Genomic DNA, 13,706 nt, shown 5'->3' with positions numbered 1-13,706 from the left:
TGAGATTTTTAAAGCAACAGCGAATATTAGTGAATAAATGGAGAACATCTATGAAAACAATTCAGAAATTGACTCTTACAACTCAAAGCAAGCCTCAGACATTATCTCTGATTCGGGGTTACCGTATTGTTCGCTTAGAATATTTGGTGACTGAAAAACTCATATGCCTATGGGTTGAGGTACCACTGAAGGCGGATATTCCATCTGATCGTAAAGAATTTGTTGTGAAGAAATCTTACGAAACTATTCCTAGTTCATATGAGCATATTCATACAGCCATCGACCTGCTCAAGCCGGAAGCCTACCATGTGTTTGAGATAAAAGGGGCAAGTGAGTCTAGTGCCTCAGGGGAGGGTGATAAACAAAATCTAGTGGGGCGTTCGCTTGTTGCTGCTTAACAGAGCTGTTCTGAATAATAGTTGACTTATTTGCTTGGCTATATATCCTACTAAAACGGTTGGTTATATAAAGAGCAATCCAAGAGGTCGACTGCAATGAAGATGTTGAATCTTAAGCACCTGTATTACTTTTGGTTAACGGCCAGGGAAGGCTCTATCACACAAGCCTGCGAGATTATTGACCTCGCTCCTCAAACTCTTAGTTCACAAATTGCGACACTTGAAGAAAACGTTGAGCATATGCTCTTCAAAAGGGAGGGACGCAATCTTGTTATGACCCCTATGGGTAAAGAGGTATTTGCTTATGCAAACAAGATCTTTGATATAACCTCTCAACTCGAAGAGGTCCTGCAGCAGGCTCCTGATAATCGCTCAATAGACTTTTCTGTAGGGATTGCCTCAACCGTTCACAAAATTCTAGCTTGGAAGGTAATCAAACCCTCTTTGAATATAGCGGTGAAAACTCAATTAGTTTGCAAGACTGCAAATGCTTCTGATCTTCTGCTGCATTTAAAACAGAAAAAAATCGATGTGTTGATCACTGACTATTTACCCCATGAATGCGATAGGGAAGGGTTAACTGCTCATAAAATCCTAAGCACCCCAATGTCATTCTTTTTTAAAAGTGGCGGTCATGAATCTTTGAAAGAAGACTTTCCGAATAGTTTGAACAATCATCCCTTTCTCAGCTACGGCAGGCATACACCTTATCTCGAGAAGCTAAAAGACTGGTTCAAAATTAACGACATTCAGTTAGATATCAAAGCAGAGATCGATGATAGCGCTTTGTTGAAAGTTTTAGGCCAAGCTGGTGAAGGGTTCTTCTCAGCGCCAACCTATATTGCTCAAGAAATTTGTGATCAGTATGGTGTTGAAGTGATTGGAGAGGCCGAGAGTATAACTGAGGATCTGTACGCTATTTTTCGAGATAGTAGCCTCATCAATCCGTGCTTGGAGGCAATCTTAAACTACCGCCCGTAGTGTCCGCTGAGTTTGGTGGCATGCTTGCAAGTAGAGAAGCAATCCCTTGCGATCTGAATAAACATATCCCTAATTTCTTAATATGATATCTAACTGATCAACCGCGTATGACCATTCGCTGTCGTAATATAGAGAATCACGAATAAATTCCGACTGTGAAGGGTTCCAGAAGGGCGCATCTGCTATATGCAGTTCACCAGTCAAAATTTTATTCTTCTCTATAAATTCATCAATTGCACAAGGGTCACTATTCAAGCCTAGCTCTTTGAATAGGTTCTGTATTTCCGCGTCATAGTAAATCATTTCTTTAGCCTCTTTTTTGTTGCTTCTAACAATATGACTGCGTTTTACCAATGACGTTTTACCCAGAAAATTGGATTGTATTTCCTATAAAATCTGAACTCTTGTTGATGGGCTTGTGCTTATATATTCATAACTTGAGACCAAAGAAATGGGGTCGTTATGAGGCATCTAAGTGAGACGGTTGTGAAAAGGGTTTACGAAAAAATTGTTAGGTTTGGCAAAGATGTTGGCAATTGCCACCACTTTCTAGAAGGCTTATATGCACACAAAAGTGGTGATGGTTTTGTGATATCTGTATCTGATGCGTATAACTTAGTTAACGTTTCTTTTGAAAACAGAGTCCAGTGCGTTTTGGCAGAGAATAATCATCAAGAGATGTTCTACCGGAAAGTGAAAGCTCTGGATAAAAAATACTAATGTCTACGATAAGTGAGCTTATTAGAGCGGATTTTAAGTCACCCATAAAACGAAGCTTTAGCCCCAGTAGAGTCTAACCCAGAAGAGTCTAACCTAGGCTATTGATATTTCACTGGCCGCCGGAACCTCTGCAAAGACACTGTTATCCATCCAGCTAGTAACATTTGCGGTGAGTTCTTTGGGGCCGATCAGCTTTAATTTTTGCTCGCGAATGGCTGATTTGTAGGTCAGATCACCCATCCAGATTTCGATCATGGTACGTAGATCGGTGTTGAACCAGATATCGACCTCCTTACCCGGATCGACGGTGCAGACATCTTTCTCATTTTCATCAACCATAATCCACCATTTAGACAGCTGTTCCAGGTCGGTGAAATTGAAGCAGATGGTGGTTGTGCCTCCAGGAAGTTTCTCAGGATTGATGCTTCGCTCCAGATAGAGCATCAGCAACTCTACATCCAGTTCTGTATCGGTGATCTGCCCCCGGGTCCAGCGCATACCCCATTCGCCAATCTGCTGAATAATCGGAGCCAGCTCTTTTCCAGATTCAGTCAGGAAATACTCATACCCTTTTTGCCCTGGAATTTTTTTGCGGATAACCAAACCATGTTGGCAAAGCTCATTCAGGCGTTTGGTCAGCATTGTTGGAGATATTGCAGCCATGCCACGTTGAAAATCATTAAAGCGTTTACCGCCCATGATCAGCTCACGGATTATCAGAAGTGTCCACTTCTCACATAGCATGTCGGATGCTTTGGCAATGGGGCAAAACTGCATGGATTTGTTTCTCGCTATATCTCTTACTTATTTCTCTTTAGCCAACTAGCTAACTCGTTCTAACTACAGATTCTGTAGTTGGATGCTACGGATTAGATAGCATCCTTATTTTGGGCTTGGCAGTAGTATCAGCACTTTCGCTAATTACAAAAACAATATGGAGCAATTTCCTATGCCTAAGTTCATTATTGAGCGTGACATCCCAGAGATTGGATCTGCTGATCAGGCTGCTTTAAGCGCAGCTGCTGGACAATCCAACTCAGTGCTTTCAGCAATGCAGTCCGAGCAGAAAGATATCCAGTGGGAGCACAGCTACGTTGCAGGTGACAAAACCTACTGCGTATACAACTGTGCTACTGAAGACCTGATTCATGAACATGCTGAGCGCAGCGGTTTCCCTGCTAGTAACATTATCGAAGTTAAAAATCAGATCGATCCTTCTACTGCAGACGCTTAATTCTGAGTAGGACTACTTGCAACCGGTGCTTACATTAGCATCGGTTGTTATGCCCTTAATACTGTACTTAAGACCCCAGTTTTTAGGCCTTAAATGCACTTATGAGGGAGGTAAAACCCCTCTAGCATAGATAAAAATAAGAAAACACTAATTAATGTTCATGTGCTGTCGTAAACAAAATCTATATTCAAGAGTTCACTTAGTAACTCAGTTCGTATTTCGAATCTTTTTATTCATATCACTGCTACTACCGTTAACACTAAATGCTGCAGTGATGACTAAAGCTGATATGGAAAAGGCTTTCCCATCTCCCTTAATTGTGGGGGACAAGGATGAAGTTTTACCTATCTGGCCTCTGTACCAGCAGATCTCTACTGAAACGCCTTTGGTAGGATATGCTTTTGAATCTATTGATATGGCTGCAGTGCCAGGTTTTGCGGGTGTTCCATTCAACCTGCTGGTCGCTATAGATCCAAACGGTACTTTTCTTGATGTGCGTGTCTTATCCCATCATGAGCCGGTGTTTCTTGAAGGGCTGGGTGAAAAACCGCTGATTGATTTCGCCAAACAATACCCTGGTATCTCTCTGATGCAGAACATCAAGATCGACGCCAGTCCATCAGCCGCTGCCAGAGCTAATACCGCAAACGCATATCTTGATGGGGTAACCAAAGCAACAGCTTCCATCCGTATCTTTAACCAATCGGTATTGGCATCGTCCCTAACCGTTGCTCGTGAAAAACTGGGTTACGCCAAAGGAAGAGATCCAGATCTTATTGCTCGCCTCAAAGGGGACTTGTTCGAGCCGATGAGCTGGGATGAGATGGTGAAAGCAGGGCTTATCACCCGTTTCCAGTTCACTAACCAGCAGATCGAAGAACAATTCAAAGACACTATCGGTGAAGGGCAGGATGAAGAAGCCCTTGATGAGCCTGATGGCCTTTTTTCTGAACTCTATGTTGCAAACCTGACGGTACCCAGTGTTGGTCGAAACCTATTACTACCTGAAGCATGGCAGTACCTGAAAGAGAATATTGCTGAGAATGATCAGATTTTGCTGGTATTGGGGGCAGGGCGTTACTCTTTTGTCGGCGAGGATTTTGTCCGCGGTAAAGTGCCAGAGCGTTTGAGCCTTCAACAGGCAGAACTTCCAATTGAAATTCGCGACTTTGACTTTAGCGACCGGCTGGATCTGTATGAGTTGGAATACCAACTGAAGCTTCCCGAAGATCTTCAGGATCACGAATGGAAAGCATTCCATGTAATCGGACAAGCAGGGCTAGATCCAGCATTCCCATACGAGTTTCAACTCCATGCTACCCGGCAGAAGGGGTGGCTCTATCCGGAAACTGTAAGCAAAAGCCTGGATTTTGAAACCGTATTACCAGAAGAGTATTTTGTTGCCGCTGAAACCGATAACAAAACCTGGCACAGTCTCTGGGCTGGCCGTACAACAGATATAGCTATTCTGTTGGCGGGGCTGTTTGTTCTTACTGTCGTGTTGATCCGATACCCGCTACTGACCCGAGGTAAACAGCATCTTGGTTGGTTTAGAACGGTTTATCTGATTTTTACTCTGGTCTTTATTGGCTGGTATGCACAGGGCCAACTCTCCATTGTAAACATTACGGGTATTCTTCAGGCATGGTTGGCAGATCGTAGTCTGGAGTTTTTCCTCTACGATCCGATGACCGTTATCCTCTGGGCTTATATTGGATTGACCTTCTTTATTTGGGGCCGAGGTACATTCTGTGGTTGGCTCTGCCCATTTGGCGCTCTTCAGGAATTGATTGGCAAGCTGCTGGCTTTCCTGAAACTTCCGCAACTGAAGGTATCTACTAAGCTTGATGCCCAGTTGAAGTGGGTTAAGTATCTGGTCTTACTGGTGATTATGGTTGTCGCGGTAGTCTCTGTGCCACTGACCGGATCAGTCGTCGAGATAGAACCGTTCAAAACCAGTATCACGTTGATCTTTGATCGCTCCTGGCCGTTTGTGCTGTGGGCAGTTGTGTTGCTAGGCTTGAGCCTGTTCGTCTACAAAGGCTATTGCCGTTATATCTGCCCACTCGGAGCAGGAATGGCTATCTTCGGTAAGCTGCGTATTTATAACTGGCTACCACGCCGGAGCGAATGTGGCTCACCTTGTCAGCTTTGTAACAAACGTTGCGAATATCAGTCTATCGAACAGAACGGTCAGATCGATTATAACGAATGCTTCCAGTGCCTGGACTGCGTAGTTATCTATGATGATGACAAACAGTGTGTACCGTTGATTGTTGAGAAACGTGGCGGACGTAAGCTCAAAGTTAAAAATGTGGCCTAAATTTAGGTAGAGCCTATTAGGGCTAAACAGGCCCTAGATTTCAAAAAGAATCGCCCTTATTACGTTGATTGAATTCGTGATGGGGCGTTTCTTCAAAAGAGTGGCAGTTAAGTGTGAGCTTAGCGAACAGTTATTTCGAGATTCTAAAAGCCACTCTTTTGGGCGCATTTTTTTACTTCTTCTAGCCCTTCCTACCAAATTTCAAATTTGGCATAAACGCTGCACTAATAATTGGCATTAACTGTTGTTGATGCCCCGAAAATCTGCAAAACGGCTATATACGGGAACTTCAAGAACTCATACGTAAATTGAGCGTGCTTTTATTTGCACTGCTCTGGTGCTTCTGTGCTTTTTCTTGGTGCGGAAAGAGGGTGGGATGAGTGCTAGCCAAAGGATTCTGAAGGAGAGGCGACACTATAATAAGTGGGTAGCTAACCAGACTCTTGAGGACTATGCCCTGCGGTTTACTGCCGTAGGTGGTAGGCATATGAGCATAGCTAAGGTGGGTATGACTGCCTTGGGTGCTACTTCATTTCTCGCTCTTGAAGGCTTAGCTGCAGCTGTAACCTTGAGTTATGGTTTTACTAATACCCTATGGGCGATGCTGGCTGTTTGCCTTGTCTTATTTATAACCGGCTTCCCCATTGCATACCACTGTGCAAAAAACGGCTTAGATATTGACCTTCTCACCAGGGGGGCGGGGTTTGGTTATCTAGGCTCTACAATCACATCGCTGATATATGCCTCTTTCACCTTTATCTTCTTTGCCATAGAGGCGGCCATTTTAGCCTCGGCTCTAAAAGCCCTCATGGGCATCCCTTTGTTTATCGGCTATATCATCTGTGCAGTTGCGGTTATTCCTATAGTGACGCATGGCATTACCGCGATTAGTAAATTTCAACTCGGCACACAGTTTGTTTGGCTGCTACTGCAGGTTTCGGCTGTGGTTGTAGTGCTGACTTATGAATTTGATCAACTTGATGGCTGGACAAATTATACGGTCCCCGATTTGCCCCAGAGCAGTGGCTTTGATCTGGCTTTGTTTGGTGCTGCGGTTTCAGTATTAATTGCACTCGTTGCCCAGATAGGCGAACAGGCGGATTACCTCCGTTTTATGCCTTTGAAAACCAAAGCTAACAGAAAGCAATGGTGGTTTTGGATGGTGCTTTCAGGCCCAGGCTGGGTATGGGTTGGTCTGATCAAAATGCTACTTGGCTCTTTTTTAGCTTATCTGGCGATTACTCAATTGATCCCATTTGATCAAGCTGTAGATCCCACTTTCATGTATCAACGAGTGTTTCAGGATCTAACCCAGTCGCCGGCTTTATCACTTATTCTGGCAGCGGTAATGGTTATCCTCTGCCAGATGAAGATTAACGTTACCAATGCCTATGCCGGCTCTATTGCCTGGTCTAATTTCTTTTCTCGTCTCACTCACAGCCATCCAGGCCGCGTTGTTTGGTTAGTTTTCAATGTGGCCATCGCATTGTTGTTGATGGAGTTGGGAATCTATCAGGCACTTGAGGCAATCCTTGGAACGTTTGCAATTTTAGCTTTAGCTTGGTTGGGTTCACTTTCGGCAGACCTACTCATTAATCGGCCACTGGGTTTGAGCCCCAAACAGATTGAGTTCAAAAGGGCACACCTTTATGACATCAATCCAGTGGGTGTCGGCTCCATGTTGATCTCTACGGTGGTAGGTTTTCTGGCATTTCTTGGTGTATTTGGGGATGAAGCAAAGCACCTTTGCCATTTTGTAACGCTACTCAGTTGTTTGATTTGTGTGCCGGTTATTGCTGCGGTGACTAAAGGGCGTTACTACCTAGCGCGTGAGGCAACTGAGCTCACAGCTGACAATGGTTGTACTCATAACCACGGTCTTAGCCACAGCCAGAAATTGATCCACCCCGCAGCCAATCTGACCGTGCAATGTGGTATCTGTGAAAATCACTTTGAAATGCCGGATATGACGTACTGCCCGGCTTATCAGCAACCGATCTGCTCTCTGTGTTGCTCATTGGATGTGCGCTGCCTCGATGCCTGTAAACCTAAAGCGGGTCTAGCGCATAGCTTTTTGCGAGGGTTATATCGCTACTTACCTGCGAAATATGTGCGGACACTCTATTCGCGATTGGGGCGTTTTATCGCTTTGGTTATTGGGGCAAATAGCCTTCTAGCGGGTCTGTTGATTCTGATTTTCAATCAGATGGATCCTGCTTCAGTGAGTGAGGCTGTTCTGTTAGAGCAAGCCCTGATAACTCTGTTTGTTACCTTGTTTATAACCTCCGGGGTCATTGCCTGGCTGTTCCTACTTGCCCATGAGAGCCGCCTTACTGCCCAGAAAGAATCTAATCGGCAAAGTACCAAGCTAACTCGTGAAATTGATGCCCATGAGCAGACCGACCGAGAACTCCAGGAAGCCAAAGAGCAGGCTGAAAGAGCTAACGAAGCTAAAAGCCGCTATCTCACGGGCATTAGTCATGAACTTCGAACCCCTCTGCAATCGATTTTAGGTTATGCGCAGTTACTCTCTGAAAAAGAAGATGTAGAACATGACCAAAAAAGAGGTCTTAAGATTATCCACCGCAGCGGACAGTATCTGACCGACCTGATTGAAGGTTTACTGGATATCTCCAAGATTGAAGCTGGGCGTTTGGACTTGTTCCGAAATCAGGTTTACCTGCCTGAGCTAATTGATCAGATGGTTGAGATGTTTAAGGTCCAGGCAGATAAAAAATCGTTGGTTTTAAATTATAAAGTGACAGGCCGTTTACCTGATTACGTAATGACGGATGAAAAACGCCTGCGTCAGATTTTGATCAATCTGCTATCAAATGCAGTTAAGTACACGGAAAAGGGGCAGGTGGATTTTGAAATACGCTATAAAAACCAGGTTGCCGAAATTGTTGTCCGAGATACCGGACCGGGAATAGATCAACAGAATCTGGAGCGTATCTTTCAGCCCTTCGAGCGGGTAAGAAACAGTGCAACGGCCAATCTACCGGGGACAGGGCTGGGCCTAACCATTGTTAAGCTACTTACTGAAATCATGGGTGGCGACCTGCAGGTTACAAGTGAGCAGGGCAAGGGTAGTGAATTTAAGGTCAGTCTCCTTTTGCCCTGGGTGGAGCAGAATTTGTCTGAGGATTCGCAACGCAGCCAGATCGTGGGTTATGAAGGCCTGCAGAGAACAATCTTACTCGCTGATGACGATCCTATCCTCAGAGGTTTGCTATCAGACCTACTAATCCCTCTCGGGTTTAATGTGGTAGAAGCTTACGATGGGGAAAACGCACTCGAACTGATAAGTTTTAACCGGCCTGACCTTTACCTTCTTGATATATCGATGCCGGGAATCAGTGGGTTGGAGTTGGCAGAAGCGCTTCGTGAAAGGGAGATAACTGCTCCTATCATAATGCTATCAGCCAATGTCGAGGATGATAGCCAGAAGAGTGTTTATCGTAATCACTACAACGATTACCTCGTTAAACCGGTAAACAACCATCAGCTTCTAGAAAGAATAGGCCAGCATCTGGATATCAAATGGGTTTATAGAAGTGAAGCGAGTAACAAGCCAGTTCAGATAACACCTATAGATACCAAAAGCTCAGGCGAATCATTATCGCCTAGAGAGTCGTCTAGAAAATTATCTATAGAGCTGTCTAGAGAGTTTCCTAACCAGCACGAATTATTCCTCGAGCTTAAGGCGTATGCAGAGATGGGTTATCAGAAAGGTGTAAGCGCCAGTCTTAAGCGTATTCAAGAGGAAGAGTTAGTGCCTGAGGATATTATTGTCGCGTTTAAGAACCTAAGTGAAGGCTTCCAGTTGGAAAAGCTGGCAAAGCATATTGAGACGGGAAGCATATGAATATGAAAATCTCCAACGATATCGTCTTGGTTGTGGACGACTCGCCCGATGCGTTGAGTTTGATTAACGATGCGCTGGAAGATGCGGGGATGGATGTCTTAGTCGCACTAGAAGGTCGGCAGGCTTTAACCATCGCAAAACGGATTCGCCCGGATATCATACTGCTTGATGCCATCATGCCAAATATGGATGGCTTTGAAACCTGTGAAGCACTGAAGGCAGATCCCTCACTATCATCAATCCCAGTGATATTTATGACCGGACTCACCGATACCTGTGACTTGGTGAGAGGCCTGGAAGCTGGTGGAGTTGATTACTTAACAAAGCCAATCAACCCGAGCGAACTGTTAGCTCGTATGAAAGTTCATCTTAACAATGCCCGCCAAACGACTAATGTGCAGAATGCACTTGATAGCAGTGGCCAGTACCTGATGACTCTAAACTTTGCTGGAAGTGTGCTCTGGGGCTCTCCTCAGGCGCATGCGCAGTTGGCCCGTGCAGGTATGGACGAGTCCTGGCTTAAAAAAGAGTTACCACCCAAACTGATTCCAGTACTAGCTGAGCCGAACTTAAGCCAGAAAAACATTAAATTGGTAAAAGGTGAGCAGAGTATAGAGCTGAAACTGCTTTCCCTTCAGGAGAATAATCAGATACTGGTCAGGCTAATCGATGGAGATCGCTTATCTGGTTCTGCACTATTGAAAGATAAACTGGCAATCACTGATCGAGAGTCAGAAGTACTGCACTGGATAGCCAACGGCAAAACCAATCGAGAGATTGCTGAGATCCTCGGTATGAGCCCCCGGACGGTAAACAAACACTTAGAACAGCTATTTCCTAAACTTGGCGTTGAGAACCGTACTGCAGCAGCGGGTGTGGCGTTAAGGATTCTTGCAGCGGAAGAAGGCTAAATCTGCGGAAGTGAAAGGGAACTGAAATTAGGAGTTTTTTTTATTTTTTAAGGGGGATTGCTAGTTCCCTTGGGGCAGTTATCGACACATAAGCGACATTGGAAGTAACAGTGCGGCATTGAAGTTATCCTCACCAAAACCACCACCTTTTGATGAGGTGCTTCCAAAAATAGTCACCATATTTCATTGCCCAATACCCCGCCAAGAAAGTGCCAATGGCAACACATAACCAAGTAACAATGGGGTTATCCCAAGTAAAGGGCAAGATTCGATAAAAAGTAACTAGAGTCGCAAAAAAGCCAATGATTGCGCCGCATATAAAGCGAATGACTTTTGCTTCTGAATCTTGTGGCAGGTCTTCCATACTTCAGAAATCCTTATATGTGATGCTCAGCTCTCTTGGAATGAGACAGAGCATAACTTCCTGTTAGATTGTCAGGTGCCGACACTTTGCGGCCAACTCTTATATTCACACTATCTACATAGTGCTGCCTAAGCTTTCTTTACGCCTCAGCTGTATCGTATACCAACTTAATGTTGGAATTAGCATCCAAGCTACCTGACATAAAGAGACCATTTGAAAATAAGGTTTCGCTTCCTTAACCGCTTAAAAACGATTGTAATGCTGTCAGGCTTTTAATTAGCGGAAACTGCTCGAGTTTTACTTAAAACAGGTATTGCTTCATCTTCTGTTTGTAAGAAAGCTGCAGAGAAAAAACTCATATCAGGCATAACTGGATAGCTGGGAATTCCTGTAATGATAAGGCCTTCGTCTTTGCTCCCCGCCCATAAACGAACAAAGTAAGTCTCACCTCCAACTAACTCCAGATCGTAATCAATTGGAGGCACTTCAACATCCCAGGCCCATTTTGTTTGGATGTTATATCTACCTGGTGCAAGCACTAATCTGTAATAGGTTTTATTTGGCAGTTCCGTAACCTGTTTACCATTGATAAGGATGTCGGGCTTCCGAAAATCAGCAGTATCATCATCCCTGTATAGATATAATATTGCCTCTTGCGATGAAGCATATTCAATGCTTTGGAAAGCCTTTCCTTTACCTGCTGCTACACAACCTTGAAGGCATATAATGAATGAAACTAAATATAAGCATCTAATCAACATTTAAGATTCCTTAGCAGTATCTTTGAAGTAGGGAGATACGCTCGTCTTGAAAGGAGGGAGCAAGGGATATTGTAGAGGTTTGAACCAACAAGCGGTTTATAGACAGCACCGTCATTTTCCTCCGATAAAAATGAGTACGTACAATCATCAATTGAATCATCTTGAACAGGCCGCCAATATGTATCAGATCATTCTTCAATGCAACTAACAGTGATGTCCGCTAATCGCACAAAACAGCCTTAGTGAACAGAAATCTTTCCTTTCCCTCTGAAATCTAGTTCTGCTGTTTTGATTTGTTCTTGAATACCATATACGTCAACAAGTTACGGGCTCAGAACCCTATTTTAAACACAAGGTCTCCAACGCATGGATAACAAAAATAAACAGCTCATATTTATCATCTGTTAGCCACTAGCCACTAGCCACTAGCCACTAGCCACTAGCCACTAGCCACTAGCCACTAGCCACTAGCCACTAGCCACTAGCCACTAGCCACTAGCCACTAGCCACTAGCCACTAGCCTATTTATAATCAAACTTCATTCCATAGAATTCAGCAGGGGGCGTTTGCATGATTGTTGTCCGTGATTTACAGGCTTGGAGTAAGCAGAGTTAAGCTATCCTGCTTGTTCTTGTCAGAACACTAGTTTAATTCGCCTGTAATTACCCGGTCTGTAAGCCGGGGTTCACGAGAATCCCATTTCTGTGCATACAAGTTTTTGTATGTGCGTTTTGCTATGCATTTTTTTGGGATAACAACATGCAGATTAGTACCCTAATCGACTTAGGCTGGAACCACTTTTTTCAGTCTCAGCTCACCCTTAATGAACTAGAAACACAGCTGCCTTTTCGCGTTAGCGGCGTTCAGCGTAACCTGATTGACTGTATCGGTATGGACAGTGAAAACCATGCTCAACAGGTCCAGATATCAACTTATCACTGGCGTAATGAAGAACCGGAAAATCATCCTACTGTAGGCGACTGGTTGATGCTGGATACGGATTTTCAGCCGCTTAAATTACTTGAGCGAAAAAGCCAGATTCAGCGTAAAGCGGCTGGCCAACAGGCTTATATCCAGATAATCGCGGCCAATCTGGATACCTTGTTTATTACCAGTTCCTGCAACGATGATTTTAATCTCAACCGTATCGAGCGTTATCTGGCGATTGCGGCTGAAACCAATATTCATGCTGTACTGGTTCTGACAAAAAAAGACCTGAGCTCAGACCCTTCGGAATATCTCGATCAACTGCAACAAAGCCATCCGTTACTTTCGGTGGAACTGGTTAATGCTACTGATCCTGAGTCAGTAGCGGTTCTTAAATCCTGGATCGGTAACGGTCAAACGGTTGCGCTGGTTGGATCATCCGGCGTAGGTAAATCAACCCTGACCAATATGCTTAAAGGTACGGATGATCAGGATACTGCCGCCATTCGCGAGAGTGATAGCAAGGGAAGGCATACCACTACATCGCGGAGTTTACATCTGCTCCCCGATGGCGGTCTGCTTTTAGATACGCCGGGGATGCGGGAGCTTCAGATTGTGGACAGTGAAGAGGGCATCCATGCCACCTTTGCTGATATTAGCGAGCTGGCGAAAAACTGCCGGTTTGGTGATTGTGGCCACCATAATGAACCGGGCTGTGCTGTGATAGCAGAAGTCGAAGCGGGCAAATTAGACCCACGTCGATTGGAAAACTACCAGAAATTGTTGCTGGAACAGCTTCGTAATAATGAATCGATTGCTCAGCGTCGTCAAAGTGATAGGGCTTTAGGTAAGTTCTATAAACAGGCAAAACTCAGTGCCAAACGTTTTAAATCAAGGGACTGAATTTAGTCTTTACCAAGGTGATTACCTGGGATAGCTATCCCTGGTGGTCACCACCTAAGAATGCCTAGCCCGGATTTTTCATGAAGCCGCTTTAAAATATACTGCGAGCCTTATAGTGGCTGGTTTTCTCATATAATTAGCAAGTTACACTATGTAATCAACCTATCACTGATCTGTTTTCTTAAAAATCTGGCGTTGCACTTTTTATCATCTTTCTTGAGCCTTGGAACCACCAAGGCCCTGTAAAAGATAAAAACAATTGCTTAGCCATATTTCCCAGAAATTCCGATCTCTTCATTAAATATCCGGGCTAGAT

General features: G+C 44.3%; 12 protein-coding genes. 8 read left to right on the top strand and 4 right to left on the bottom strand.

Going from position 1 to position 13,706, the window contains the following annotated elements:
- Positions 1–50: 50 nt before the first annotated feature.
- The gene (locus GY843_RS07825; RefSeq protein ID WP_297308266.1) at positions 51–398 is read left to right on the top strand and encodes a hypothetical protein; all 348 of its coding nucleotides are present in this window, start codon (positions 51–53) and stop codon (positions 396–398) included.
- A gap of 96 nt (positions 399–494) precedes the next feature.
- Positions 495–1,379, top strand: coding sequence for a LysR family transcriptional regulator (locus tag GY843_RS07820; protein WP_297308264.1), 885 nt, complete (start codon positions 495–497; stop codon positions 1,377–1,379).
- Positions 1,380–1,448: 69 nt separating this feature from the next.
- Here the strand turns inward: GY843_RS07820 and GY843_RS07815 are convergent, their stop codons facing one another.
- On the bottom strand, positions 1,449–1,682 hold the full coding sequence (locus tag GY843_RS07815; protein WP_297308261.1) for a DUF2789 family protein: 234 nt from the start codon (positions 1,680–1,682) through the stop codon (positions 1,449–1,451).
- 159 nt (positions 1,683–1,841) lie between these two features.
- Between GY843_RS07815 and GY843_RS07810 the strand changes: the two genes are divergently transcribed.
- Positions 1,842–2,099 carry a DUF3081 family protein gene (locus GY843_RS07810; protein WP_297308259.1) on the top strand — a complete coding sequence of 86 codons (258 nt, stop codon included), beginning with the start codon at positions 1,842–1,844 and terminating at the stop codon, positions 2,097–2,099.
- 93 nt (positions 2,100–2,192) lie between these two features.
- Here the strand turns inward: GY843_RS07810 and GY843_RS07805 are convergent, their stop codons facing one another.
- Positions 2,193–2,876, bottom strand: coding sequence for a helix-turn-helix domain-containing protein (locus GY843_RS07805; protein ID WP_297308257.1), 684 nt, complete (start codon positions 2,874–2,876; stop codon positions 2,193–2,195).
- A gap of 172 nt (positions 2,877–3,048) precedes the next feature.
- Here GY843_RS07805 and GY843_RS07800 point away from each other — a divergent pair, with 172 nt between their 5' ends.
- The 4 genes from GY843_RS07800 to GY843_RS07785 all read left to right on the top strand — a co-directional run bounded on the left by GY843_RS07800 (position 3,049) and on the right by GY843_RS07785 (position 10,435).
- Positions 3,049–3,333: a nickel-binding protein gene (locus GY843_RS07800; RefSeq protein WP_297308255.1), complete on the top strand. Its 285-nt coding sequence runs from the start codon at positions 3,049–3,051 to the stop codon at positions 3,331–3,333.
- Between the two features lie 274 nt (positions 3,334–3,607).
- On the top strand, positions 3,608–5,656 hold the full coding sequence (locus GY843_RS07795) for a 4Fe-4S binding protein (RefSeq protein WP_297308253.1): 2,049 nt from the start codon (positions 3,608–3,610) through the stop codon (positions 5,654–5,656).
- Between the two features lie 376 nt (positions 5,657–6,032).
- Positions 6,033–9,524, top strand: coding sequence for an ATP-binding protein (locus GY843_RS07790; protein ID WP_297308251.1), 3,492 nt, complete (start codon positions 6,033–6,035; stop codon positions 9,522–9,524).
- On the top strand, positions 9,521–10,435 hold the full coding sequence (locus GY843_RS07785; RefSeq protein WP_297308249.1) for a response regulator transcription factor: 915 nt from the start codon (positions 9,521–9,523) through the stop codon (positions 10,433–10,435). Before GY843_RS07790 ends, GY843_RS07785 begins: the two co-directional genes overlap by 4 nt.
- Positions 10,436–10,565: 130 nt before the next feature.
- Here GY843_RS07785 and GY843_RS07780 read toward each other — a convergent pair whose 3' ends face one another.
- Together GY843_RS07780 and GY843_RS07775 are read right to left on the bottom strand one after the other, a co-directional pair.
- Complete coding sequence (locus GY843_RS07780) at positions 10,566–10,799, bottom strand: hypothetical protein (protein ID WP_297308247.1); 234 nt, start codon at positions 10,797–10,799, stop codon at positions 10,566–10,568.
- A gap of 272 nt (positions 10,800–11,071) precedes the next feature.
- Complete coding sequence (locus GY843_RS07775; RefSeq protein ID WP_297308245.1) at positions 11,072–11,560, bottom strand: DUF2846 domain-containing protein; 489 nt, start codon at positions 11,558–11,560, stop codon at positions 11,072–11,074.
- Between the two features lie 759 nt (positions 11,561–12,319).
- On the opposite strand from GY843_RS07775, the gene rsgA reads away from it, so the two are divergent.
- Positions 12,320–13,390 carry a ribosome small subunit-dependent GTPase A gene (gene rsgA / locus GY843_RS07770; protein ID WP_297308243.1) on the top strand — a complete coding sequence of 357 codons (1,071 nt, stop codon included), beginning with the start codon at positions 12,320–12,322 and terminating at the stop codon, positions 13,388–13,390.
- Positions 13,391–13,706: the final 316 nt, after the last annotated feature.

Source organism: Neptuniibacter sp., from assembly GCF_024231755.1.
Taxonomy (GTDB): Bacteria; Pseudomonadota; Gammaproteobacteria; order Pseudomonadales; family Balneatricaceae; genus Neptuniibacter.
This window is presented reverse-complemented; position numbering and strand designations above follow the sequence as displayed.